We start from the raw sequence: 25,067 nt of genomic DNA, 5'->3' as shown, positions 1-25,067 counted from the left end.
TTCACCTGCCTATATTTTATTGGTTTCGAGTGCTTTCACTTCGTGGTATTGCCCGGAATAAAAGAGGAGAGGGTTCTTTTCTTCAAACTCAATCGCGGTGACTCTCCCGATAAATAAGGTATGGTCGCCTTCGACATGAGTGGAAGCAACCTCGCATGTAATTCTGGCAACGGCTCCGTCAAGCACCGGCAGGCCATCCAGAGCGGCAAATTCCACTTCTCCCTGCGGCCGTCCAGCAAAATGCCTGGAAAGGGGTTCCTGGTCCTCAGCTAAAATATTAACAGCGAAGCGCTGCGATTGCGTGACCTTTTCCAGGAAACGTGCCTTGTGTCCGATTGAAATGACAACCAGTTTCGGGTCCAATGAAACAGACATGAAGCCATTTGCTGTCATACCGTGAATGTCCCCTTCATGAGCTGTCGTAAGTACCGTGACGCCGGTTGCAAATTTCCCCATTGCTTTTCTGAATAACAAATCGTCCATTTTACATTCTCCTCTGCATTATGATATGTTGGGCTGAGTATTGCTTTTGTAACCGCTTACTTATTTTCGTGCGGTCTTTCGTGACAGCGGCCAATGGATATTTGCTTCGATGAAAAACTTACACCTTGAGAATATCAGCACCAATCGACGAAAAATACAACGCCAGCATAGCAATTTTCACCGGATTTCAGCACAAAACAGCTAAATGGTTTTGCAGTATAGTAATTTATTTGAAAATTTAGAGTTGTATAATTAGTGTTTATGTAATTTAATGATAAAGACGAAGGCCGGAAGATGCTAAAGGGGAGCACTTCAATTCCATGGCCATTAATTGGTATTTCAAAAGCATTGTTTATAGGTATCCAGCAGCCGTTGCCGGGCAAGGCCCACATCCTATTCAGACAAAGGGGAAATGAGAATGGAAGCCAAACCGCTGAACTTGAAAGATTTGTTCGACGCCAAAAAAGACACGGTGGTCAATGAATTGTACGACCGGGTTATCACGATTCCGATTGAAGCACGGACCGCCTTGAAAACCGAACTGGTCAAAGTCATCGGCAAAGACCGGACGAAAGGGGTTTTTACCCGCTACGGCTGGCATTGCGGCGTGAACGACGGTGAAAAAGCCAAGCAGTTCGAGTGGGACAGCGTCTGGGACGCGGTCTATGCCGGACCGAAGTTCCATCAGCTGCACGGCTACCTCGATAAAGTGGAGATTTTGGAAATCGGGACGGACAAAGACCAGCTCGAATTCATCGAAGTGCTGTGGATCAACACCTTTGAAGCGGACCAGTACCTGCTCGCGAATGACAAAAGTGCAGAACCCGTATGCCATACTTTATGCGGCTATGCGAGCGGTTACCTGTCGACCGTTCTCGGGCAGCCGGTCCTCGTAAAGGAAATCGAATGCCGCGGCATGGGGCACGCGGAATGCAAATGCATCTGCATGCCGCTCGACAAATGGGGCGAGGAAATTGCCGGGGAGCAGCGCTATTACCAGGGCACGAGCATCATCCAGGAACTTGATGAAGTGACCGACAAGCTGAAAACCGAGCGCGACCATCTTGCCAAAGCGAACGACATCCACCAGCGGCTGATCGAAGAACTGCTGTCGAAGCAGGGCATCCAGAAAATCGTCGACATCCTCTATGAAACGACCGGCTTGACGGCGTTTATCGAAAACGACCACCATCAGGTGCTGGTGAAGGCGGGCCACTTGGAAGAGCCGCTCGATTTGCGCAAGTTCAACGCCAAGCAGACAAAGTTCAGCCCTTATTCCGACAATTTTTCGCTGCTGCGCGCGCCGATTTTCTATGAGCAGGACGTCAAAGGCTATTGCTCGTTTGTCTACCCGGCCGGGGAAGAGCCGAACGAACTCGATTACATGATCATCGAAAAAGCGGGCTTGACGTCGGCGATCCTGTTATTGAACGAAAACATCCGGATCAGCACCGAACAGAACATCAAGCGCAGTTTCCTGAACGACATGCTCGAGAGCCGGCTGACGGAAGAGGAGATGTACAAAGTCTCCTATTACCTGAATTTCAATTCCGCTTCTTCGTACTGGATGCTGGCAATCGGCCGCGACTGCAAAAACGCTGAAAACGAAATCGCCTTTAATGAAGAACTCATCCGCTACATCAATCTGTTCCTGAACGAACGCAACGTCAATACGATCGTGTCGCAGAAACTCGACAAGATCATCGTTCTGATCGAATACCCGTCGTTCGAGAACTTGAATATCACCCAGGACAAGTTCATCAATCATCTGTTTACGTACTGCCTGAAGCGCTTTTCCAGCCATAAGTTCTGCGTCGGCGTCTCGACGGTGATCCAGAACTTCATGGAGCTCAAGGTTTTATACAATGAAACCTTGGCCGCTTTGCGCGCCACGAACGAAGAAACGAACGTGTCCTATTTCAAAGAACTGGGCTTGGAAAGCGTACTGTTCCAGGTGCAGGATGATGTGCTGATTGACCGGTTTGTCGAGCAGCACATCGGCAAGCTGCTGGCCATCGACAAGGAATTCGATTTGATCCGGACGCTTTATGCCTATATCTGCAATGGCAATAGCATCAACGCGACGTCGAAAAAGACCTCGATGTCGATCAGCGGACTGCGCTACCGGCTTGCCAAAATCAGCGAAATCCTGAACCAGGACCTGGCCGACACCGAAGCGCTGTTCTCCATCTACCTGGCGATCAACATCCTGAAATCAAAAGGGACGATAACAATTTAAAATTTAAAAAGCCTTGCTGCATCTACAGCAGCAAGGCTTTTTTGTGCGTTTAAGGAGAGAACGTGAAAGGCGATTGCTTTGCTTTTCAACCGGCAAGCGGAAAAAACGGATTTAAAATAAAAGCTTTCGACTATATTTAAAAAGTATTTATGGACATGAAAAAAGTTCAAAATCTTCTAACGACCTGATTTCCCGGTTTATCAAATTAACTTTAAATCTATTGTAAAAAATCATTTAAACACAAACGTTTTAAATGCCACGGATTTTCCAAAGATTCCGTCTCTATTTTCTGATTTTTCTGCCGGTTATGATGTGATTAATTCATACCGCTGCTATAAGGGGTTTGAAAGCGCTTACCAAGAGGAGGAATTTTCATGACGCTCAATCAACAAACAGCAGTCCGAAAAACGGCAGCCAACCGGGACGAACTCATTGAGAAGGCGAGACAGATCGGGTTGATTGCTGAGAAACACGCTTCAGAAGCCGAACAGAATGCCAAACTTTCCGATGTGGTGATTGAAAAGATCAGAGAAGCGGAATTCCATAAATTGCTGCGGCCGAAAGTCTACGGCGGCCAGGACCTGGATTACTTCACATTCGGTGAAATGATCCGGACGATCGCGTACCACAGCGTACCGGCAGCCTGGTTAAGCTATTTCTTCGTCATCCACGAAACCTGGCCGGCGTTTTTGCCGAAAGAAAGCCGGGACGAATTATTCAATAGCGGCGAACTGATGGCGGACGTGTTCGCTCCTGTCGGAAAAGTGACCGACGACGGCGAAGGCTACCGATTGTCCGGCCAGTGGAACTTCTGCAGCGGTGTGCTTTGGAGCGACTGGATTGCACTCGGTGCAGTGGCGAAGCTGAAAGACGGCGATGCACCGGAGTACAGTATGTACATCGTCCACAAGAACGATGTGGAAATCGTCGACAACTGGGACACTTTGGGGCTCCGGGGAACAGGAAGCAACGGCGTCCTTGTCGACAATGTCTACATTCCGCCGAACCGGGTGTTTAAAATGGCCCGCGTCATGGCCGGCCAAGGGCTCGGAAAAGACAATTATGAACCGGAATACCAGATCGCCAACGTACCGTATATGCAGTTTTTCCTGATGGGCTTCCAGTTTATCCAGATCGGCGGCGTCGAGCGGCTCTTGGATATTTTCCAGAGCAAGACCGAAAACCGCATCCGCATTTTCAACCACGGCCAGAACGAAAAAGAAGCGGCGAGCAGCCAGCGCGTCCTGGCGGAAATGAAAATTCAGCTGAGCTCGCTGAAAGGCTTATCGAACGAGTACCTGGAACGGCTCACGCATTATCAGGAAAACAGCATGACCACTTTGGACGAGGAAGAACGCGAAAAACTGTTTGCCATCCGCGGCTACGTCTCGAAAAACGCGGCAGAAATGGCGCTGCGCGTCTTGTTGACACTCGGCGGCAATTCGATTTTCAAAACCGATCCGACTGAAATGTTCGTCCGCGACATCATGACGGTGGCGGTCCACCCGACGCATCTGTACGAAGATTCCCTCGCTGCTTATGGAAAATCCATTTTCGGCTTTAAAGGAAACCCAACGTGGTAAAAAAATCTGAGGAGGCAACTACAATGACAAAAGAACCGATTTTAGATGTAGCACAACTGGCGCACGTGGAGATTTACAGCACGGACCTTGAAGGATCCATTAAGTTTTTCAGAGAAATTTTAGGGATGGAAGAATCCCACCGCGAAGGCAATTCCGTTTACATGCGCGCTTATGAGGACTTCTACCACAGTACGTTGATCATCACTGCCAATGACGAAGCGGGACTCGGGCATATTGCTTGGCGTGCCACTTCTCCGCAGGCGCTGGAACGCCGTGTGCAGGCGATCGAAGCGACAGGCTATGGCCTTGGCTGGATCGACGGCGATATTGGGCACGGGCGTGCGTACCAGTTCACATTGCCGGATGGCCATAAGATGGAAATTCTGTGGGATGTGGAATATTACCAGGCGCCGGAAGATCAGAAAACACCGTTGTTGAACCGTCCTCAAAAGCGTCCGGCAAGAGGCGTGCCGGTCCGCCGCATTGACCATGTCAACTTATCAGCGAGCGAAACGAACAAAAACGTGGAGTTCCTGGAAGAAGCGCTTGGCTTTAAAGTGCGCGAGCGCATCATGGACGGGGACGATAAAGACGTCGCGGCTTGGCTGAGTGTCACGAACTTGGTGCACGACATCGCCGTCATGGGCGATGCCCTCGGTGAAAAAGGGCGTCTGCACCACATCTGCTACTGGTACGGCTACCCGCAGCACTTAGCAGATGTTGCCGATTTATTAATCGAAGCTGGATTTAAGATTGAATCCGGTCCAGGAAAACATGGTGTCACGCAAGCAAACTTCCTCTATGTAATCGAACCGGGCGGCAACCGAGTTGAGTTATTCGGGGATTCAGGCTACCAGATTTTTGACCCGGCTTGGAAAACGGTCGAGTGGAAAGGTGTGGACCTTGAGCATTCGGTTATCTGGCACGGTTCGAGTCTGCCTGCAGAATTCTTCGAATACGCGACACCGGTCAGAACAAAGGCACCAGTGGAAAATGCATAATAAATAAAATGAATTTCCCGGCATCGACTAATAAGGGGCTGGAGGAAACTGGCAATAGTTTCTTCTGGCCTATTTACTAGAATGAAAGGAGAATGATGATGACAACAACAGCGATTGCGTCAAAATTCATGGAAGTGAACGGCATCAACACGCATTACCACGAGGAAGGGACGGGTGAGGAGACGATTATCCTGATCCACGGCTCCGGTCCGGGGGTTTCCGCGTTTGCCAACTGGCGCTTGATTATTCCGACACTCAGCGAGAAGTACCATGTGTTCGCCCCGGACATCATCGGCTTCGGTGAAACGGATAAGCTCGAAAGCAATGACTATCCCGTGGATTTATGGGTCGAGCACCTCATCGGCTTTATCGAAGCGGTATCGGACGGGCCGGTCTATCTGGTGGGCAATTCGATGGGCGGCGCCCTGTCACTGCATGTCGCTTTACAAAGGCCGGAATTAGTGAAAAAACTCATACTGATGGGCAGTGCAGGTATTCAATTCCCTATTTCAGAAGGATTAGAACGGGTATGGGGCTACGAAGCAAGCCTGGAGTCTATGCGTGAACTGATCAAGCTGTTCTCGTACAACCAGGAAGCGGCGAATAACGAGGAACTTGTCCGTCTGCGCTACGAGGCGAGCATCCGCCCGGACGTCAAGCAGTCGTTCGAAGCGATGTTCCCGGAACCGCGCCAAAACAAACTCGATGAACTGGCGCTGACGGACGACGAACTCCGACAGATCCAGATTCCGGCGCTGCTGTTCCACGGCCTGAACGACCAAGTCATTCCGATTGAGCGTACAAGCTATCGGCTGATCGAACTCCTGCCGCACGCCGAGCTGCACGTCTTCAACGAATGCGGCCACTGGACGCAGATCGAAAAAACCGAACCGTTCGTCGAGCATATTTTGACGTTCATCAAGTGATTGTGGCACAAGAAAGGGAAGACGCCGGTTCTAGGCGTCTTCCCTTTCTGTTTGGAAAAGAAGGAATCGGGAATTTTAAGGGGAATCAATAAAAGAAGTCATAGTTTTTATAATGGCCGAATTGGCGAAGGAGGGTTCACATGGTTTTGGAAGCTGCAGTGCTTTATGTAAAACCGGGCATGGAGAAAGAGTACGAAGGGGCTTTTCGGCAAGCATCTGCAATTATTTCTTCGATGAACGGCTACTTGTCCCACGAATTGCAGCGGTGCATGGAAGTGAAAGGGAAGTATTTGCTGCTAGTGGAATGGAAAAGGTTAGAGGACCATACCGTAGGGTTCAGGCAATCTCCTGAATATCTGGAATGGAAGCGATTATTGCACCACTTTTATGAACCGTTTCCGGTTGTGGAGCATTTTGAGAAAATCGATCTTACATAAAATTTCATTATTGCTTGAAGAGAAGATGCCGTTATAAGCATCTTCTTTTTTCATAGCGGGCGGTTTGGCTTAGAAGTTTGAACGGGTGTATGCCTGTTCTTCTTCTTTGGTCATGAGCCGGGTCGCTTTGCCGACCGTTCCGCCGTGCCAGCTCCAGATGGAGTTATGGACTTCCACGGCATTCGAAAAGTCACCTTGCTGCCAGTCTTCAAGCGTACTCTGGTAAAAGGTTTTTTTCTCGAAATTACTCGCTTCGACAATCGCCAGCAGCTCTGCAATATTTGCCTGCGTGATCAGCCGCACCTGCCCCCATTTATCAGCCGCGTACACTTTGCTGTGGCTCATCTCGTGAAGATGGTCCTGCAGCTTCTTTTCGTCCATCTCAGTAGAAAAGGGGGTGTCGACAATCTCCAAAGTCTGTTCGGTGGGCTGTACTTCCGGAGCCTGGACACCGGCAGAAACTGTAGGCGGTTCTTCGCCTTTAGCCGCTTCGCGCTGAATAAACCAATACCCGCCGACCGCAAGCAAGGCAATAACGCCAAAGCTGATAATAGTTGTTGCCAAAATCTGTTTCACATTAAAACTCCTTTTGGATTCCATTTTCGAGCTAGTGCTTCGTTACTATTATCGGCTACCAGATCTTGGATGGCAATATCGGTTTTCGGGCTTTTTCAGTTGGAAACCTGCAGCCGATTCGAGTATGATAAACGCATGAGGGAGAAATCCCTGTTTCGAAGGGAAGTGGATAACAGATGATAATGCAGTCTCAATTATCAGCGTCACGCAAAACTCATGCAAAGCCGGGTATTCCGAATGGCGATCCTTTGTGTGGGGCAAGCAACAACTAAATCGCCCATCAATGTGTCATTCCCTGTACACGGCTTCCTTATAGACATCCAATTCAACCCATAAGGAGTGGCTCTAATGATACATGTAAAAGAAACAACCGATAAAACCGGAAACACTGGCGCACGCCCGGAAGCATTTATCCGGAACGACCAGTTTAACTTTATTAAAGACCAGACACGGATCCTCGTGACCGGGCAGGCGACGGGCAACGACGCCGAAGTGCTGAGCGTCCTCCGCCACCTGGCGCACGAGAAAGTGTTCAAGCTGTTCCCGTCGCTGACGGCCGAACAGAAAACGGTGCTGAACCCGCTCGCAAGCGTCAAGGAAAAGGCCGACGCCGAAGCGTTTCTGGCGCAGCTCGAGCCGTACATCATCCCGTTCAAAGCGGTCACCGATGCGGCCTTGAAGAAACTGTTCCCGAAAGCGAAAAAGCTGAAGGGGCCGAAGTTCGAGAACATCGATTTCAAGAAACTGTCGTACCTCGCCTGGACAGAGAGTTCGAGCCTGATGTACCTCGTCTACGAAAAAGACGGGCGCCTGGAAGGCATCCACGGTTCACTCACCCGCAGCCATAAAAAAGGCATCTGCGCGATCTGCAACCGCCACAGCGAAGTCGGCATGTTCACCGCCAAGACGAAAAGCTCTGGACAGGATAACTACATCAAGCGCGGCAACTACATCTGCCAGGAGCCGGATGTCTGCAACAGCAACTTGAATTCTTTGGAACGGCTTGGGGAATTTACAGGCATGATCCAAAAATAAATGAAGAAAAGGGCTTTCCAGGAGACTGGAGAGCCCTTTTTCTATGAAAGATCAATTTGTAAACAGTGATAATCATCATTTTTTATGGTAGTACTTGAAATGTTTCATATGCTCCGTCATTTTTTCTCTTGCCTCTTCTTCATCCCCGTTTTTTACTGCTTCCAAGAGTTCCGGTAAGCCATCTATTATCGAACGCTTTTCAACTTCGCTAATAAAAATATCCAATTTGAAATAGGCATACACCAAAGACTCTACTAAAGTCTTAGCTAATGGATTCCGCGTGCATTCAGCCAGCTTAATATGGAATCTGGCATCTGCCTCAAAAATTTCGGGGACGCTCTTTGTCAGGATTTCCGGGCCTGGCAAAAGCAGTTCCAATTCCCTGATGTCTTCTTCGGTTCTGTTTTTTGCAGCTAAAGCGGCGCACGGAATTTCAATCATTTCTCGGATTGCATAGAGTTCCCACTTAGTTAATGTATTAAAAGTTAAGGATAGTAATATAATGTCTTGCACACTTTTTAATGCCTTATCGGGATGGAAGTTAGCGATGACATAACTTTTCGATTTTGGAGATTCGCGTTGGATTAACTGGGATTCCATCAGCAAATCCAGTGCTTCTCGAATGGTTGGTCTGCTAACTGCGAAGAAATCCGCTAGTTCCTCTTGTTTCGGCAGGCGGTCTCCAGGTTTCAAGTCCTGATTGTAGATTTGCTTTTGAATGGCAGTTGCAATCTGCAAAGGCACTGACTGCAATTCAAAATCTTTTAGTTTAGTGAAGAGTTCCATAAAATGCCTCCTTAACATTTTTCTCAAATAGAATTTATAAGTATAAAAAGTTTCGTGTAAGTTTTTTTTACATGAAACTTTATTGACTTTAATATTCTTCTATCATACATTGTAGTCAAATCGATGTACAGAATTTTCTGTCAAATAAAAATGCAAGATTAGTTGCATCGATATCATAAAAGTAGCGGAGGAGAGATTGCAATGACGAACAAGTTAGCCGAAACTTACAATGAAAAAAATGCAGTGAAATACCGATGGAACCAATTGGATTCGATGATGGAAACTGAAAAGCTGGATGTAGTCGTGGTCTACGGGAAAGGGATCATCACCCAGTATGGATTCCTTTACTATTTTGGAGGCTACTATCCAATCTTGAGGCCCGGTTTTATTATTTACGCGAAAGGGCAGGAGCCAATTTCTTATTACACCACAAGGGCAGACAGCTATTTAGCGAAAAAGATGGGCTTTGTAAATGATGCACGCTTCCTTGGAACAGGAGACGTTATTCATTCCGAAGCTGATTTGTATCAGCATATTGGTGAACTGATCAATTCATATGAGCCGAATAAAGTAGGGGTAGTAGGGCTTGAATCCATGATGAGCGGGAGCCAAAGCTCCATGTTTAAAAATCTATTGGATGCCGAAGTGCTGGATATAACCTCTAATATCGAAAAAATCAAAAGCATCAAATCACCTGATGAACAAGAAGGGATCCGCCAATCCTATTCTTTAGCACTGGAAAGTTTTGAAGAATTTAAGAATGCGATCAGACCTGGCAGAACGTCAGCCGAAATTGCTGCAGATATTGAAAAAATCGCGCGCGGAAAAGGTGCCATCGATACGTTGATATTTGTGGAAGAAGGGCCGTATTTCTTGAGAAAAGCCACGTCTGACAAAATCACCAATAATTCAGTAGTAACTGCATACGTCGAGTTAATTGACGAGAACGGCTACTGGGTCGAAAAAGGCGGGTTATTCACGGTAGGGGATATTTCAAACGAAGAATTAGAACTTGCGCAGTCTTGTGTAAACGCTATCAAAGAAATCCAGCAGACTTTGAAACCGGGCATTCCGATTAATAGCGTGTCAAAAATCATTCATAAACACACCGCCAAACTGGATGTGAACATGGGCATCTGGCACGGCCATGGAATTGGTGTGGACCATGATTTACCGATTTTAACGGATACCGATACAAGTTTGTTTGAAGAGGACATGGTGATCAGCGTTCACCCGAACTATTCTGACAAGCAGGAGAAATACGGCGTCAGCATTGCAGATGTTTTTATCATCACGAAAGACGGAGCAGAATCACTCAGCCAAGGCGCTTACGATATCATCAAACTTTAAGGGGGACACGATTATGTCGAAATTTACAATGGGCATTGATGTTGGAGGCACTTTCACGGACTTTCTGTTTCTGAATTCCGAAAATGATCAGCAGTTGATTGAAAAGGTATTAACGACACCCCATGATCCTTCGGAAGGCGTGCTGACGGGCATCGGCAATATCGCTGCGAAATTCGATCTGACAGCAGAGCAGCTCCTTCAGCAGACCGGGTTGATCGTTCATGGAACGACTGTAACGACCAATGCGGTGCTGACTGACAAAGGAGCGAAAACCGGCTTGATCACTACGGAAGGTTTCAGGGATGTCCTCCAGATGCGCCGAGGCGTCCGCAGCAAAGAGCATCTGTACGACAACAAATACGCAGCACCGAAGCCGCTGGTCCCCCGGGACTTAATTTACGGCGCGAAAGAACGAACCCATCTCGATGGATCGGTATTGACTGAAGTCACCAAAGAAGATTTGGAAAATGCCGTAGCGCTTTTCAAGCGGGAAGGAATTTCATCTGTCGCCATTTGTTTCATGCACTCTTATGCCAATCCCCAAAACGAGCTTTTGGCGAAAAAATACGTAGAGGAAATGATGCCGGACGCGTTTGTATCGATTTCCACGGATGTAGCGTCCGTTGTTCGGCTTTATAACCGGGTAAGTACGGTTGCGATGAATTCATATGTCGGACCGATATTGAAAAATTACATCGGTCACCTTGTCGACAAACTGCGCGGCCTTCATTTTGAAGGCGAACTGCTGATTATGCAGTCCAACGGCGGCGTAACCAATCCGTTGAACGTGGTCGAAGTTCCGGCAACAACCGTTTTATCCGGTCCGGCAGGAGGTCCGGTGGCGGGCAGTGTATTTGCTAAAACGAGCGGATTCAATGACGCCATTGTCGTTGATATGGGAGGAACTTCCTTTGAAGCTTCCATCATCGACAAAGGGGAAATCAGCATCAAAAAAGAGGGAGAAGTAAAACGCAACCTGATTTCCCTGCCGATGGCGGATATCCACACCATCGGCTCCGGCGGTGGGAGCATCGCCTGGATCGATGACGGCGGCTTGCTGAAAGTCGGCCCGCAGAGCGCCACCGCAGTTCCGGGTCCGGCATGCTACGACCGCGGCGGTGAGTTGCCGACGTGTTCCGATGCCGACTTGGTATTAGGTTATCTGAACCCTGATTATTTCCTGGGCGGCGGCATTTCGCTGAATTTGGAAAAAGCGCGCCAAGCCGTCTCCGAGCATGTTGCCAAACCGCTTGGGCTGAGCATTGAAGAAGCGGCACTCGGGATTTACGAGATCTCCAATTTGAATATGGCAAACGGCATCAAGGAAGCGACGGTTCTGCAAGGCCATGATCCCCGTTCATTCCCGCTGGTCGTAGCGGGAGGCGCAGGTCCGGTCCATGCCGCGATGATTGCAAAAGAACTGGACATCAAGGAAATCGTCGTCCCTAAATTCTCTTCCGTGCTGTGTGCGGTCGGGATGCTTGCATCCAACTTGAGGCATGACTATGTGAAGACCTACAACAAAAACTGGAAGACTGCCAATATGGCGGAAATCATGGAGGTATTGAGTGAAGACCGGGGGCTTGGATTAAAGGCCTTGTTGAACGAAGGCGTCGAAGAGGAAGAAAGCGCCTTGGTCTACGGGCTGGATATGCGGTATCTTGGCCAGCATTATGAAGTGACCATTGAAATAGCAGAAGAAGATATGGCCAAAGAAAACAAAGCGGAAGTCGCCGGCAAGTTCCATGCAGAACATGAGAGACTGTTTGGATTCAGCTTATTGAACAGCGACCTTGAAGTCATGAACATCCGTTTGACGTGCAAAGGCAAACAATCGGAGTTCAAAGCCCAGACAATCGAAGAGGCTGCAGAACATGACAAGCTCCAAGCCAAAAACAAACGCCAGGTATTCGATCCGGTGACGAAACAATTGCTTGAAACCGATGTATACGACGGCGAAGCGATGAAAGCGGGGTCAAAACTTCAAGGACCGGCAATCATCGAGTTGACGACGACGACAATCGTCGTGCCGACGGGCTTCAATGTCCATTTGAACAAGCACGGCAATTTCATCATCAAAGATTCAGCGCTTACACTTCAAACACAGGAGGAGGAAAAAGTATGGATCAAATCCTAGTTTCGATACTGTCAAACCGTTTGAAAGCAATCGGCCGCCAAATGGGAGTTGTCATTGAACGAAGCGCACATTCGCCTTTGCTAGTGGAAGGACGCGACTTTTCATTAGGGATCTATGATTTCCAGGGCAATTTGATCGAGCAGACCGAATACATCCCGATTCTTGGGTATGCAGCGAGTCCGGGCGTGAAGGAAGTCGTTAAATACTTTGGCGAAGACGTGTACGAAGGGGATGTCTTCCTTCATAACGATCCATTTACCGGAGGGAACCAGAACTCCGATTGGAAAGTGCTGAAGCCCGTGTTCCATAACGGGGAATGTGTAGCCTGGACGGTCATCACAGCCCACCAGGCGGATGTAGGGGGCGCTGTTCCAGGTTCCTACAATCCCAATGCCACCGATTTGTGGCAGGAAGGATTGCGGATTCCTCCTTTGAAAATCTATGAAAAAGGGAAGCTGCGCTACGACGTGTGGGACCTGATCATCGGCAATGTCCGGCTGCCGATTGTCGGAGATGATATTCATGCAATGGTAGGCGGTTGTACCGTCGGTGAAAGAGAATTGAAAGTATTGTTTGAACAATATTCAAAAGAAGTGATTTATGAGGCTGTCGAAGAAATTTTCAATTCCACAGAAAAAATGGCAAAAAAAATCATCAAAGGCATGCCGAACGGCAATTACAAAGCGTCCTGGAAAGTCAGAGATGACGGCCATGACCATGACGCGGAAATGGTGATCAAAGTCGACATCCAAGTGGAGGATGAGCACATCACGTTCGATTTTGAAGGGACTTCCCCTCAAACGAAAGGGTATGTCAATGCGCCGTATCCAGTAACGCTTTCTTCCGTGATGATCACGTTCTTCATGTTAAGCGAACAGGAAATCGCTCACAACGAAGCTGTCCAGAGATGCATTACACTGAAAGTCCCTCAAGGAACCATGCTGAATCCCAACTATCCTGCTGCGACAGGGTTCGGGAACCACTTGAGCGACCAGGTCTGCTCCGTAATCATGCTGGCATTAGAGGAGGCGCTTCCTGAACGGATCACTGCCGGCTGGAATACGTTGATGTGTTCCATTGTCAACGGCTGGGATTCCAGAAGAGAAATGCCCTATGTGGACATTCTGCTGAACGGCACCAAAGGCGGAAGCGGCGGCACTTACGGAACAGACGGGTACGATCATATCGGCTTGATCGCTTCCGGCGGAGCGCTCGCGGCCCAAGATCCGGAGATGTTTGAAATGGTCAATCCGGTTTTCCTGACCAAATACGAGTATAGCCAGGATTCTGCCGGTGCTGGCCAATGGCGCGGCGGTTTGGGTGTCGAAACAACGTTCACTTTCCTGGATGATGGCGGCCAAGCCAGTGTCTTTGGCGACGGCGGGACAGAAGATACAAGAGCGCCCGGCATCTTAGGCGGGAAGCAGGGAAGCATCAATGCCATCGAACTGCAGTATCCGAACGACAGAAAATACGCGGCGCATGTCAAAGATCTTATTTCCGATATCCCGAAAAATACCGTTTACAAGCAATTGGCAGGCGGAGGCGGCGGGTATGGGAATCCGGCAGACCGCGCGGTTGAAAAAGTCGCATTCGACGTGAAATGCGGTTATGTGTCGGAACAAGTGGCTCGGGACGAATACAAAGTTGCATTTAAAGATGCGGTGCGAGGCGTAGTGGACACGGAACAAACGGAAAAATTGAGACAGACAGTCTGAAAAGTTGAATAGAAATGAGCTGGCGAATTTACGGAATACAGTGGTTTGCCGGCTCATTTTTATCGAACTAAATTGAAACACGGGGAGTGGCCAGCTTATGAAGAATAAAAACCATTTATTCATTGTCTCCTGTATGATCATGATGCTCATTCTGTCAGCTTGTGGATCCGAAAACGCAGCCTCAGGAAATGATGCGCTGAAAATAGGCGTCTCCATCCCGGCGGGTGCAAACAATACAGTAAAAAATTGGTTTGAAGCGATTAAAATAAGCGGGGAAAAACAAGGGTTTGAAGTGATAGGCATCGACAGCCAAAGCGATCCCAGCAAGCAAGTAGGCACCATCGATAACCTGCTGACACAAAATGTGGATGCACTCATCGTATGGCCGCTGGACGCCAATACCGTCCAACCGGCGCTTGACCGCGCTATCGCCAAAAACATTCCGGTCCTGGGTGTGGATTTCAATGTAGCGAAAGGCGGAAAAGGCTATAACCTGACAAGCCAAGTGATTTTTGATCGGGGAGCGTCTGCCACGGAAGCAGCCAAGCTTTTTGCTGAAACCTTTAAAGGCCAGGATGTGGAAGTGGCAGGAATCGGCATGGCCATTCCAGTGCCAGGAAACATCTTCGTCATGTCCAAGTTTAAAGAAGAGACGGCAAATTACGATCACCTGAAATGGGTGGAGCAGCAGGACAACCCGACTGATAACATCGCCGGTGCAGCTCCAATCATGGCCAATATCCTCACCAAAAATCCGGACGTGCGGGCGGTTTTCACTTACAATGACGAAACCGCAATCGGAGCAGCTCAGGCCATCAAAAATGCCAATAAAACCTTATATGAAGAAGATCCGGAAAAAGGAATCATGATTATCGGCGTGAACGCTGAAAAAAGCGGCATTGAAGCGATCGAACAAGGAAAAGTCCATGCCACATTCAATTTAAATCCCATTAAAGCAGGAGTTGAATCGGTCGATTTCTTGAACCAGCATTTTAACGAAGGGGCAAAATTGGAAGAACTGCCGAAAGAGATTGTGATTCCGGTTCCTATGGTCGATAAAGACACGGAAGACTTTGTTTCATGGGAAGAAGAGCTGAATTCGATTTCAGCTGACTAAGGGGCAATGGGAGTGTGAGCCATGAAAAAAAGTGAGGATGCAATCGAATTCACAAACATCTCCAAACGCTATCCGGGAGTCAAGGCACTTTCAGACATCAGCTTTTCTATCAAGTGGGGGACCATTCTTGGGCTGGCTGGAGAAAACGGCTCAGGAAAGTCCACCCTCCTAAAACTCCTGACAGGCATTGAAAAAGCAAGCGAAGGCGAAGTTCAAGTCGAGAAGGAGGCGATCACTTCCATCAAAACCGCGCGCCGCAAAAAAATTGCCATGGTGACGCAAGAGCCATCTTTGGTGGATGAGTTGTCGATTGCTGAAAACGTCATCGTGAACGAAAGCGGCAAGTGGTTTGTGAACTGGAAAGAAAAAGAGAAAAAAACGTCCTTCTATCTAAACAAGTTGGGACTCGACTTGGATGTAAAACAGAAAGCCGGGAAATTGTCGCCGGATCAGCAGCAATTGGTATCCATCGCGAAAGCCTTGGCAACAGAGCCCACGATTCTGCTTTTGGATGAAGCGACCAGTTCCTTGACGGACGATCAAACCGAGTTGGTGTTCGAACTGTTGCAGGATTTCAAGAAAAACAACAATATCGTCATCTTCATCTCCCATAAACTCAAGGAATACTTGAAAATCTGCGATGAAATCATTGTACTGCGGGATTCCCATTATATAACCCGGCTTGTGCCGCCGCACTGGACAGAAGAAACCATCATTTCATCGATGGTCGGGAGGGAATTGTCGGATCTTTACCCGCTGAAAAAACAGGTGCAGCACGCGAACATCATGCTGCGCATCAAAGAGCTGGAAATAAAAAAATCAGCCAACAAAACTTTGGACATCGATATCAGAAAAGGGGAGATATTCGTCTTTTCGGGATTGGTGGGATGCGGAAGAAGCGAAATCCTCCGCGCCCTGATCGGGGAAATGGAGTCTGACGGACACATCGATCTTGCCGGAAAAGCGTATCCCTGCCAAAGCCCGGTCGAAGCATTGAAACGGGGCATCACGCTTATTCCGGCGGAAAGAAAATCAGAAGGCATCATCGGCCATTTGTCCGTCTATGAAAACGCGGTACTGGGCGTCCGGTCCCGGAAATCGCTGTTCGGTCTGGTGAACCGGAAAAAAGAAGAAAAAGTTGTCGAGAAAATCATTAAGGACCTGGGTGTGAAGACTGCCTCCGTGCATACCCATATTGAACATCTGTCCGGAGGCAACCAGCAAAAAGTGATTTTAGGCAGAGCGTTGTCGATTTCGCCGCAGGTTCTGCTGCTGGATGAGCCGACGCGCGGCATTGATGTCGGCGCGAAGTCGGAAATTTATCACCTGCTGCGTAAACTGTCAGATGAAGGCCTTACCGTCATTATCTCTTCCTCTGATTTGCAGGAGGTGGTAGGAGTGGCAGACCGGGTCGGCGTCATGTTCAGGGGCGAACTGAAAACCATCTTATCCAACCATGAAGTTACCGAGGAAAATATCATGTACTACGCCACAGGTAACGATTAGAACGGAGGTAACTATGGAGACTGAAACCACCTTAAAAACCGCCGAAGAAATCAGCCCAAAAAAGGTCAACTACAAACAGGTATTATTGAAATTTGCAGGAATAGGGCCGCTGCTGATTTTGCTATGCATTATCGTGAGCATCATCAATCCCGCCTTCCTGACCGTTCAGAACTGGATCAACCTATTAACTGCCAGTTCCGGAATCTGGATCATGGCCATGGCGATGACGCTTGTCCTGCTAACAGCCGGATTCGATTTGTCAGTCGGTTCTACAATGGCTTTAAGCGGCGTCATGCTCGTTACTTTACTGTCTGCTGGAATGTCCCAACTGCTGAGCATCATCCTTACCATAGCCGCGATTACGGCCATTGGTTTTCTGATTAACGGGTTACTGATCGGAAAAGTGGGATTGAATTTCTTTGTGGTTACCTTGGGGACTTTATCGCTGTTTCGCGGAATTGTCTTTGTCTGGACGAATGGGGAAACGAAGTACGTTTCGGAGTATCCGCTGATCATGGCACTTGGCAACGGAAAACTGGGTGTGATTCCGTATCCAATCATCATCATGCTGATTGTTTTCCTCGCTTCGTTTTTGTTCTTGAAATACACCAGTTTCGGCCGTTCCATCTATATTGTCGGAGGCAATCCCCATACAGCGAAGCTGTCCGGCATCAATGTCACTTTGGTCATTACCGTGGTCTACGCCATCAGCGCCATGTTCGCAGCGTTGGCGGGCATCATTGAAACCGGGAGACTGGCCTCAGCTGCCCCGACCATCGGCACCAGTACGGAATTGCTGGTCGCAGCGGCAGTGCTGCTCGGTGGAACGAGTTTTAAAGGCGGCGTCGGGGGCGTTGCAGGAACTGCATTGGGCGTCTTGTTCATCGCAGTGCTGCAAAACGGACTCAGCCTGGCAAACGTCTCGTCGTATTGGCAAAACGTGATCACCGGCATCATCCTGATACTGGCAATCTTCCTGAACCATGTGAAATCCAAAAACCTTTAATACTTTTTATAGGAACCGATAAAAGGAGCTTCTTTCTTTAAGAAGCTTCTTTTTTGTTTAAACCGGGAGACTAGTTGAAGAAGGACATCTGGATTCTTTCTCGAATAAAAAAGAAAAATAACAGCAATCCAGAAAGAGGCGAGCTGACAATGGGGAACACCGATTTCCAGTTGGATTCCGAAATCGAGGCGGGCATTGTGGACAGACTGCGAAGTGAAGGCTGCGTCTTCGCAGAGGAAGAAACGCGGCTTCTTGCCGGTGAAGCCCGAAGCCTGGAAGAAATCAGGGGATGGGTGGAACTGCGGGCAAGCGGGATGCCGCTTGAATACGTGCTTGGTTTCACCCATTTTTGCGGCTTGCGGATCGAACTGGAAAGAGGCGTGTTTATCCCGCGTCCACGTACGGAGTTTCTGGTCCGGCAAGCGAAAACCTTCATCCGTCCGAACCATAATACGGTGTTGGATTTATGCTGCGGCTCAGGGGCAGTCGGTGCCGCCATAGCTGGCTGTGCGGAAAGCATTTCGTTGCATGCCGTTGACATTGATCCCGTCGCCGTGCACTGCGCTTCCCGAAATTTATCGAAGATTGGCGGCCGGGTCTGCCAAGGTGATTTATACAAGGCATTGCCTGTTTCTTTGAAAGGGCAGGTGAACATCATAGTGGCAAATGCGCCTTACGTCCCTACGGAGTCGATTCAATTCCTTCCGAGGGAAGCGCGTTTGTATGAACCGGAACACGCGCTTGACGGTGGTGCGGATGGACTGGGTCTTCACCGCAGGATTGCGGAAAAAGCGGCCGACTGGCTTGTTTTCGGTGGTCATCTATTGATGGAGTCCAGTGAGGCGCAGGGAACAAAAACCCTGGCCATATTCGTTGAAGCCGGACTCCATGCCAAAGTCGTCAGGGACGAAAACCTGGATGCAACCGTTGTGATCGGGGAAAAGCCCCGCTGAGAATACGTTCAAACTACATGAGCCCGGAGATGTCTTCTCCGGCTCATTTTTTTTCCTTTAAAACGCCAGGCCTTCAGGCGCTTTAATGATGCGGACAGTTTCCACCATTTCTGCCGCACACAAAACCTCCCGCCATTAAGAAGGCGGGAGGTTGAAATTCTCAAGCCAGCGATTTGCTGTACACATAGTTGTGCTTTGTATAGACAAAGCCTTCCAGAATCATCCGGGCGGTGCGGACCACTTTGATATTGCCGATATGTCCCGCAATCATGTCCACTTTCGTCTCGATGATGCCGGACGGGTGGCCCAAACGCAGGACGGTGTTCTCAACTTCGATGACGTCGTTTAAAACCGTGTCTTTTAAAAACGCGCCGGCTGTTGTGCAGATGGCACCGGTGATGGCAAGGGCCTGATGCGGCTTTTGCATCGACATCATCCGGATGCGGCAATCCATTGCGTCTGCTTGCCGTTCCACGCTGTTGACGTCAAAATACGTTTCGGGAGGGGCAATAATCGTCATTTTCGGCACGGCGGGCGATTTCACGGTCGCTTCTTCCTTCGTTGAAAACAGGCACATTTCAGCGGCGGCTGAACGGATTTCTTCCAATTCTGCCAGTTTCTCTGCCGTGAATTCATGCGGTAATTCCGACCCGGTCAACCCGACATCTTCCGCTTTGACAAAAACGAGGGGATTGGCGACATCGATGATGGATACATCAATCGGGCCGTTCCGTGTGTCGATCCGATCAACCGGGTTGCCGGTCGGGAACAGCTTGCCGGTGACGGCGCCTTGTGCATCGGTAAAGGATAGATAGATCGGAGAACCGGTCCCGGGAACACCTGGAATTTCGCATTGCCCTTCCGTCTTCACTTGCCCATTTTCCACTTCGACTTCCGCGATGATCACTTTCTGCGTGTTCGTATTAAAGATCCGGACCTGGGTCACCGGTGCCACTGCTGCGACGAGCCCTTGTTCAATGGCATACGGGCCGACTGCAGAAGAGATGTTCCCGCAATTCCCCTTGAAATCCACCAGCTGATTTTCAATGCTGACCTGCGCAAACGTATACTCCACGTCGATTCCGTCCATTTCCGACTTTTTGATGATGGCGGCTTTGCTGGTCAGGGAGTTGCCTCCGCCCAGTCCGTCGATTTGGCGCTGATCGGGGCTTCCCATGATGTCGAGCAGGAAGCTGTCCCACAGCACACGATCCTCCGGCATTTCCTTGTAATTGATGAATACTCCTTTGCTGGTTCCGCCGCGCATGACGGCAATCGGTACTTTCATCGGATGAACCACCTTTCTGAAAATTCTATTGCTTCTAAAAATAGACTATGGTAATTTGAGTCATAAGTGAAATAGATATTTTGTTCAAAGCCTTATCGAAAATACTTATAACACAAAATGGAGGGATGAAAATGGATGAAAAAGACTGGGAAGCCATGCAAGTACTATATGAAGAAAAAAATATCAGCCGGGCGTCGGAACGCTTGTACATTTCGCAGCCGGCTTTGACGTACCGCCTGAAAAACCTGGAAAAAGAAGTCGGAACCAAGCTTTTCTTCAAAACAAAAAAAGGCGTTGAGCTGACCTCGGAAGGAATTTACCTGGCCCAGTACGCGGAAGAAATGACCACAAAGCTCCAGAACACAAAAGACTATCTTCAAAACATGCAGCAGGAAATCCGGGGGACGATCCGCCTCGGCGTTTCGAGCAATTTTGCGCAGTACAAACTGCCGCCGTTATTGAAGGAGTTTCTGACGGCCCATCCAAATGTCCAGTTCAGCGTCAACACGGGGTGGAGTGCAGATGTCATGGGGCTGCTCAATTCCTCCGGCGTCCACTTGGGCATACTGCGCGGTGATTACAGCTGGACGGGGGCGAAGACCTTGCTGCAGACCGAGCAGTTGTTTCTGATTTCAAAAAAAGAAGTTGACCTGGAGAAAGTGCCGGAACTGCCGTTCATCAATTACAAGACGGACAGTTCATTGAAAGACATCATCAGCAAATGGTGGCATAACCGCTACGTCGAGCCGCCGATGATCACCATGGAAACCGACAGGCAGGAAACCTGCAAGGAAATGGTGAAAAACGATCTGGGCATCGCCATTTTGCCGGAAATCTGCCTGCGCCCTTCAGACGAACTGTACAAATACCCCTTGTTCTACGAGAACGGCGAACCGGTGACGCGGGATACGTGGCTCATGTACAACCAGGAATTCCTGAAATTGTCGACCGTACAAAAGTTCATCAACTTTCTCAATGACCACCCTTCCTTTTAAAGGTGTACGGAATAAATGAACGAAGAATCGGATTATAAGTTTTTTTGTTCATTTCTAATAAGATTTATCTATTTTACTTATTGGATTAGATGAAATATTCTTATAACTAATTCAAATTGTTAAGTAACCGGGAATCGTATTAGATTTCTAGTAATTGTAAGCGAATACATTCAAAGGGGGTAATTGTTATTCTTACATTTTTAGGGGTGTCGATGGTTGTTGTCTTTACGTATCTGATCATGGCGAAAAAGATGTCGCCGGTAGCGGCGTTGGTAGTGGTTCCGATTGTTTTTGCACTGATCGGCGGATTCTGGTCAGGGCTCGGGGATATGATGATGGAAGGCTTGAAGCAGGTTGCGCCTTCCGCAGCGCTCCTACTGTTCGCGATTTTGTTCTTCGGCATTTTGATCGATGCCGGCTTGTTTGACCCATTGATCAACAAAGTCATGAAAATCGTCAAAGGGGACCCGGTGAAAATTGCACTGGGAACAGCCGTCATTGCGATGATTGCAGCGCTTGACGGCGACGGGACGACGACGCACATGATCACCGTTTCGGCGATGCTTGCGCTTTATCTGCGTTTAGGCATGAATCCGCTGGTGCTCGCAACGATTTCCATTTTGTCCGTCAGTATCGTCAGCGGCATGACGCCGTGGGGCGGTCCGGCAACACGCGCCATCGCTTCGCTTGGCTTGGATGCCAACGAATTCTTCATCCCAATCGTACCAACGATGCTGGCAGGGATGCTCAGCGTATTGGGTGTCGCGTATCTGATGGGCAAAAAAGAACGGGCCCGGCTTGGCATCATCTCCGTAGAGAAGATCCCGTCAGGCTCGGAAAGTATGCTGCAAGTCGCCGCTACGCATGCGGTGGAAAACGATTTGAAACGGCCGAAGCTGATCTGGGTCAACCTGATTCTGGCCGTGACCGTCATGACGGTTTTGGTGGTCGGCTTACTGCCGGCGCCGATCAGCTTCATCATCGGTTTTGTGCTGGCGGCAGCGATCAACTATCCGAATCTGGCTCTTCAAAAAGAACGGATTTTGGCGCATTCGGGCAACGCCATTACCGTGGTCGTACTGGTTTTTGCCGCCGGGATTTTCTCGGGGATCTTTTCCGGGACGCAAATGGTCGATGCCATCTCCAATTCGTTGATTTCCATCATTCCTACTTCCGTCGGTTCGTTCTACCCGCTCGTGGTGGCGATCACCAGCATGCCGTTCACGTTTGCGCTTTCGAACGACGCCTATTATTTCGGCGTCCTGCCGATCCTGGCAGAAGCGGGGGCCGCTTACGGCGTCAGCCCGCTGGACATAGCACGGGCATCTGTGCTCGGCCAGCCGATCCACTTCCTGAGCCCGCTTGTCGCTTCCACATTGTTGGTTGCCGGCATGGTGCAAAAGGACATCGGCGAACTGCAGAAGTTTGCATTCAAATGGGCCTTTATCTGCTGCATCGCCATCATCACGGTGGCGTTTATCACAGGAGCGATTTAACTCAAAAAGGGATTCCGCCGATAATGGCGGAATCCCTTTTTATTGTTCTTGGTCGCTGTCCACAATGATTTCTGTAATCAGTTTGGCCAGTTTCATGACCGTATGGAGGCGCGTGTCGTTCAAAAACTGGGAGCTCGGGAGCGGATCGAGGTAATTGACGATGCCCTGGAAGTGGTAGTCGCCCACTTCCGGCAGCATTTTTTCAAGCGCTTTTCCCGGAACCAGCGGGCCTTCGTTGAACAGCACATTCCCTACCTGCTCTTTCGTGCCAAGGCTCGCGTCAATGCTGATGACGAGCGGATTGCGATTTTGCCGGTAGATGTCTTTTAAGGCGGCTTTCAAATTAAAGGCGTGGACCGGTTCTTCCAAGGTGCCGTAAACGGGACGGGATATGCCGTTCTCCTGCATCATGCTGCCGATCAGCGGGCCGAGCGAATCGCCGATGTAGCGGTCCGAGCCGATACATAGGAAAACCACTTCGCGCTGCTGCTCTTTCGCTTCCGCAAAGATGGACTTCAGCTTCGCAATGAGCAAGCCCATTTCCTCGTTTCCGGTTGCTTCGTTGAAATGCAGAGGCGCCTTCACCGGTACTTGCAGATGTGAGTTTTTATATTTCCGAAAAGTATGCATGAATCCATACCACCTTCGACTGTATTTGCCGTTGAACTATGCCTTCATTATAGCGTTACCGCCGCCCGGTTTGGTAGAAAACCGCCTTTATTTTCAGCCGTTGGAGGAATTATGAATGATGATAAATAAATGTTGTTTAAAATTAAAATAAAGATAAAATCCTTTTATGATTCTCTATAGATTTTTTCGATTTTATTTTCTGACAATTACATCCTATCATGAAAGCAGGAAGAATTTTAAGGAGGAATCACGATGACAGGGAAAACATACGATGTAGTGGTGGTAGGAGCAGGGAATGCGGCGCTTTGTGCGGCGATTTCCGCGCATGAATCCGGAGCGAATGTGCTGGTGCTGGAAAAAGGGCCGAAAGCAAAAAGAGGCGGCAACTCGTTCTTCACGGACGGCGCCATCCGCTTCGCCTATAACGGGCTGGAGTCCATCAAGGAAATTGTCAATATCTCGGAAGAGGAAGCGGAAAAGATCGAGATGCCGAACTACAGCGAGGAAGACTATTACAACGACCTCATGCGCGTGACCGGCAACCGGAGCGAACCGGGCCTTGCGCGCCAGCTGGTGTCGAAATCGTTTGAAACGATCGCCTGGATGAAAGGCAACGACATCACGTTTGAACTGATCTACGACAACCAGTCGTTTGAAAAAGACGGCAAGCGGCATTTCTGGGGCGGGCTGCCGGTCAAGACGGCGGACAAAGGCGTCGGCCTGATCAAGCAATTGAACGAACGCGCCGCGAAGCTCGGCATCGAAGTCCGGTACGAAGCGGCGGCAACCGGCCTGAAAAAAGAAGCGGGCCGCATCACCGGCATCACGGTTAACCGAAAAGGCGAGGAGCTGACGGTCGAAACGAACGCGGTCGTGCTCGCATGCGGCGGCTTTGAAGCGAACAAGAAAATGCGGATGGAGCATTTGGGCGAAGAATGGGAAGCGGCCATTGTCAGAGGGACGGAATTCAATACGGGCGACGGGCTGTCCATGGCAGTGGCAGCGGGCGCCGCGACATTCGGCCAGTGGTCCGGCTGCCACTCGATCGGCACGGACTACAACGCGCCGAAAGTCGGCGACTTCACGAAACCGGGCGACATCTTCAAAAAGCACTCGTATCCTTTAGGCATCATGCTGAACAAGGACGGCAAGCGCTTTGTCGACGAAGGGGCAGACTTGCGGAATTACACATACGCCAAATACGGGCGCGAAATCCTGAAGCAGCCGGACCAGATGGCGGTCCAGATCTACGACGCACAGGTCCGGCATCTGCTGCGGAAAGAATACAATCTGGAAGAGACGACGGAATACAAAGCGGACACGCTGGAAGAACTGATTGCGCAATTGCCGGTTGACTGGGAGCAGTTCTTGGAGACGATCCAGCAATACAACGCGGCTGTCCAGGAAGGCGAGTACAGCCCGAACGAGAAAGACGGCAAAGGCACAGAGGGCATCACGCCTCCGAAATCGAACTGGGCACTGAAAATCGAACAAGGCCCGTTCTATGCATATCCCGTCACGTGCGGCGTCACGTTCTCGTTCGGCGGACTGCACGTCAATCCGGAAGGCGAAGTGTTGGATGAAGGCGGACAGGCGATCGACGGGCTGTTTGCAGCAGGCGAAATGATCGGCGGCATTTTCTACGACAACTATCCCGGCGGATCCGGTTTGATGTCCGGTGCCGTCTTCGGAAAAATCGCCGGCAAGGCAGCGGCAACGCGTTCAATGCAAGCGAAGGTAAATGCATAAGAAAAGGCAACAATAACCCCCTGGCTGATCCACAGCCAGGGGGTTTGCCGTTCCTA

At 49.4% G+C, this 25,067-nt stretch carries 21 protein-coding genes; 16 read left to right on the top strand and 5 right to left on the bottom strand.

From position 1 onward, the window contains the following. Window positions 1–9: 9 nt before the first annotated feature. Window positions 10–483, bottom strand: a complete 474-nt coding sequence (locus QWY22_RS17935; RefSeq protein ID WP_300982161.1) for a flavin reductase family protein — start codon at window positions 481–483, stop codon at window positions 10–12. Between the two features lie 418 nt (window positions 484–901). Between QWY22_RS17935 and QWY22_RS17930 the strand changes: the two genes are divergently transcribed. From QWY22_RS17930 to QWY22_RS17910, 5 genes are all read left to right on the top strand, one after another. After that, window positions 902–2,722: a XylR N-terminal domain-containing protein gene (locus tag QWY22_RS17930; protein ID WP_300982160.1), complete on the top strand. Its 1,821-nt coding sequence runs from the start codon at window positions 902–904 to the stop codon at window positions 2,720–2,722. A gap of 374 nt (window positions 2,723–3,096) precedes the next feature. Next, entirely contained in the window at window positions 3,097–4,305 is a 1,209-nt protein-coding gene (locus QWY22_RS17925; protein ID WP_300982159.1) for an acyl-CoA dehydrogenase family protein, read from the top strand. Window positions 4,306–4,328: 23 nt separating this feature from the next. Continuing rightward, the gene (locus QWY22_RS17920) at window positions 4,329–5,306 is read left to right on the top strand and encodes a catechol 2,3-dioxygenase (protein WP_074508892.1); all 978 of its coding nucleotides are present in this window, start codon (window positions 4,329–4,331) and stop codon (window positions 5,304–5,306) included. Between the two features lie 98 nt (window positions 5,307–5,404). Next, window positions 5,405–6,232, top strand: coding sequence for an alpha/beta fold hydrolase (locus QWY22_RS17915; protein WP_074508891.1), 828 nt, complete (start codon window positions 5,405–5,407; stop codon window positions 6,230–6,232). A 140-nt stretch (window positions 6,233–6,372) separates the two neighbouring features. Beyond that, window positions 6,373–6,669 (top strand): antibiotic biosynthesis monooxygenase family protein, encoded by a 297-nt coding sequence (locus QWY22_RS17910; protein WP_300982158.1) that lies wholly within the window; start codon window positions 6,373–6,375, stop codon window positions 6,667–6,669. A gap of 69 nt (window positions 6,670–6,738) precedes the next feature. Here the strand turns inward: QWY22_RS17910 and QWY22_RS17905 are convergent, their stop codons facing one another. Next, a complete protein-coding gene (locus QWY22_RS17905; RefSeq protein ID WP_300982157.1) occupies window positions 6,739–7,245 on the bottom strand; it encodes a DUF6241 domain-containing protein in 507 nt (168 codons plus the stop codon). A gap of 348 nt (window positions 7,246–7,593) precedes the next feature. On the opposite strand from QWY22_RS17905, the gene QWY22_RS17900 reads away from it, so the two are divergent. Then, window positions 7,594–8,280 carry a FusB/FusC family EF-G-binding protein gene (locus QWY22_RS17900; protein WP_300982156.1) on the top strand — a complete coding sequence of 229 codons (687 nt, stop codon included), beginning with the start codon at window positions 7,594–7,596 and terminating at the stop codon, window positions 8,278–8,280. Between the two features lie 75 nt (window positions 8,281–8,355). Here the strand turns inward: QWY22_RS17900 and QWY22_RS17895 are convergent, their stop codons facing one another. Further along, a complete protein-coding gene (locus QWY22_RS17895) occupies window positions 8,356–9,066 on the bottom strand; it encodes a FadR/GntR family transcriptional regulator (protein ID WP_051413921.1) in 711 nt (236 codons plus the stop codon). Window positions 9,067–9,267: 201 nt separating this feature from the next. On the opposite strand from QWY22_RS17895, the gene QWY22_RS17890 reads away from it, so the two are divergent. From QWY22_RS17890 to QWY22_RS17860, 7 genes are all read left to right on the top strand, one after another. Beyond that, window positions 9,268–10,416 carry a M24 family metallopeptidase gene (locus tag QWY22_RS17890; protein ID WP_300982155.1) on the top strand — a complete coding sequence of 383 codons (1,149 nt, stop codon included), beginning with the start codon at window positions 9,268–9,270 and terminating at the stop codon, window positions 10,414–10,416. A 13-nt stretch (window positions 10,417–10,429) separates the two neighbouring features. Beyond that, window positions 10,430–12,553, top strand: a complete 2,124-nt coding sequence (locus tag QWY22_RS17885) for a hydantoinase/oxoprolinase family protein (RefSeq protein WP_300982154.1) — start codon at window positions 10,430–10,432, stop codon at window positions 12,551–12,553. After that, on the top strand, window positions 12,538–14,271 hold the full coding sequence (locus QWY22_RS17880) for a hydantoinase B/oxoprolinase family protein (RefSeq protein ID WP_036811604.1): 1,734 nt from the start codon (window positions 12,538–12,540) through the stop codon (window positions 14,269–14,271). Before QWY22_RS17885 ends, QWY22_RS17880 begins: the two co-directional genes overlap by 16 nt. Window positions 14,272–14,368: 97 nt before the next feature. Next, a complete protein-coding gene (locus QWY22_RS17875; protein ID WP_300982153.1) occupies window positions 14,369–15,388 on the top strand; it encodes a sugar ABC transporter substrate-binding protein in 1,020 nt (339 codons plus the stop codon). A gap of 21 nt (window positions 15,389–15,409) precedes the next feature. Next, entirely contained in the window at window positions 15,410–16,894 is a 1,485-nt protein-coding gene (locus tag QWY22_RS17870; RefSeq protein ID WP_300982152.1) for a sugar ABC transporter ATP-binding protein, read from the top strand. A 13-nt stretch (window positions 16,895–16,907) separates the two neighbouring features. Next, window positions 16,908–17,900, top strand: coding sequence for an ABC transporter permease (locus QWY22_RS17865; RefSeq protein WP_051413923.1), 993 nt, complete (start codon window positions 16,908–16,910; stop codon window positions 17,898–17,900). A gap of 149 nt (window positions 17,901–18,049) precedes the next feature. Further along, entirely contained in the window at window positions 18,050–18,853 is an 804-nt protein-coding gene (locus tag QWY22_RS17860) for a putative protein N(5)-glutamine methyltransferase (RefSeq protein ID WP_300982151.1), read from the top strand. 160 nt (window positions 18,854–19,013) lie between these two features. Here QWY22_RS17860 and QWY22_RS17855 read toward each other — a convergent pair whose 3' ends face one another. Next, window positions 19,014–20,141 carry a 2-methylaconitate cis-trans isomerase PrpF family protein gene (locus tag QWY22_RS17855; protein WP_300982150.1) on the bottom strand — a complete coding sequence of 376 codons (1,128 nt, stop codon included), beginning with the start codon at window positions 20,139–20,141 and terminating at the stop codon, window positions 19,014–19,016. 131 nt (window positions 20,142–20,272) lie between these two features. Between QWY22_RS17855 and QWY22_RS17850 the strand changes: the two genes are divergently transcribed. Next, entirely contained in the window at window positions 20,273–21,136 is an 864-nt protein-coding gene (locus QWY22_RS17850) for a LysR family transcriptional regulator (protein WP_300982149.1), read from the top strand. A 188-nt stretch (window positions 21,137–21,324) separates the two neighbouring features. Beyond that, entirely contained in the window at window positions 21,325–22,632 is a 1,308-nt protein-coding gene (locus QWY22_RS17845) for a CitMHS family transporter (RefSeq protein ID WP_300984428.1), read from the top strand. Between the two features lie 39 nt (window positions 22,633–22,671). Here QWY22_RS17845 and yyaC read toward each other — a convergent pair whose 3' ends face one another. Further along, on the bottom strand, window positions 22,672–23,262 hold the full coding sequence (gene yyaC / locus QWY22_RS17840; RefSeq protein ID WP_300982148.1) for a spore protease YyaC: 591 nt from the start codon (window positions 23,260–23,262) through the stop codon (window positions 22,672–22,674). Window positions 23,263–23,514: 252 nt separating this feature from the next. Between yyaC and tcuA the strand changes: the two genes are divergently transcribed. Beyond that, window positions 23,515–25,011: an FAD-dependent tricarballylate dehydrogenase TcuA gene (tcuA, locus tag QWY22_RS17835; RefSeq protein WP_300982147.1), complete on the top strand. Its 1,497-nt coding sequence runs from the start codon at window positions 23,515–23,517 to the stop codon at window positions 25,009–25,011. Window positions 25,012–25,067 lie beyond the last annotated feature (56 nt).

The sequence above is a fragment of the Planococcus liqunii genome (assembly GCF_030413595.1).
GTDB lineage: Bacteria > Bacillota > Bacilli > Bacillales_A > Planococcaceae > Planococcus > Planococcus liqunii.
Note: the sequence above shows the minus strand (reverse complement) of the source record. Positions and strands in the feature narration are given on the sequence as shown.

Bases quoted from the DNA above. Each gene is read 5' to 3' on its own strand.
- QWY22_RS17935 (WP_300982161.1), bottom strand. From the start codon at position 483: ATGGACGATTTGTTATTCAGAAAAGCAATGGGGAAATTTGCAACCGGC.
- QWY22_RS17930 (WP_300982160.1), top strand. From the start codon at position 902: ATGGAAGCCAAACCGCTGAACTTGAAAGATTTGTTCGACGCCAAAAAA.
- QWY22_RS17925 (WP_300982159.1), top strand. From the start codon at position 3,097: ATGACGCTCAATCAACAAACAGCAGTCCGAAAAACGGCAGCCAACCGG.
- QWY22_RS17920 (WP_074508892.1), top strand. From the start codon at position 4,329: ATGACAAAAGAACCGATTTTAGATGTAGCACAACTGGCGCACGTGGAG.
- QWY22_RS17915 (WP_074508891.1), top strand. From the start codon at position 5,405: ATGACAACAACAGCGATTGCGTCAAAATTCATGGAAGTGAACGGCATC.
- QWY22_RS17910 (WP_300982158.1), top strand. From the start codon at position 6,373: ATGGTTTTGGAAGCTGCAGTGCTTTATGTAAAACCGGGCATGGAGAAA.
- QWY22_RS17900 (WP_300982156.1), top strand. From the start codon at position 7,594: ATGATACATGTAAAAGAAACAACCGATAAAACCGGAAACACTGGCGCA.
- QWY22_RS17895 (WP_051413921.1), bottom strand. From the start codon at position 9,066: ATGGAACTCTTCACTAAACTAAAAGATTTTGAATTGCAGTCAGTGCCT.
- QWY22_RS17890 (WP_300982155.1), top strand. From the start codon at position 9,268: ATGACGAACAAGTTAGCCGAAACTTACAATGAAAAAAATGCAGTGAAA.
- QWY22_RS17885 (WP_300982154.1), top strand. From the start codon at position 10,430: ATGTCGAAATTTACAATGGGCATTGATGTTGGAGGCACTTTCACGGAC.
- QWY22_RS17880 (WP_036811604.1), top strand. From the start codon at position 12,538: ATGGATCAAATCCTAGTTTCGATACTGTCAAACCGTTTGAAAGCAATC.
- QWY22_RS17875 (WP_300982153.1), top strand. From the start codon at position 14,369: ATGAAGAATAAAAACCATTTATTCATTGTCTCCTGTATGATCATGATG.
- QWY22_RS17870 (WP_300982152.1), top strand. From the start codon at position 15,410: ATGAAAAAAAGTGAGGATGCAATCGAATTCACAAACATCTCCAAACGC.
- QWY22_RS17865 (WP_051413923.1), top strand. From the start codon at position 16,908: ATGGAGACTGAAACCACCTTAAAAACCGCCGAAGAAATCAGCCCAAAA.
- QWY22_RS17860 (WP_300982151.1), top strand. From the start codon at position 18,050: ATGGGGAACACCGATTTCCAGTTGGATTCCGAAATCGAGGCGGGCATT.
- QWY22_RS17855 (WP_300982150.1), bottom strand. From the start codon at position 20,141: ATGAAAGTACCGATTGCCGTCATGCGCGGCGGAACCAGCAAAGGAGTA.
- QWY22_RS17850 (WP_300982149.1), top strand. From the start codon at position 20,273: ATGGATGAAAAAGACTGGGAAGCCATGCAAGTACTATATGAAGAAAAA.
- yyaC (WP_300982148.1), bottom strand. From the start codon at position 23,262: ATGCATACTTTTCGGAAATATAAAAACTCACATCTGCAAGTACCGGTG.
- tcuA (WP_300982147.1), top strand. From the start codon at position 23,515: ATGACAGGGAAAACATACGATGTAGTGGTGGTAGGAGCAGGGAATGCG.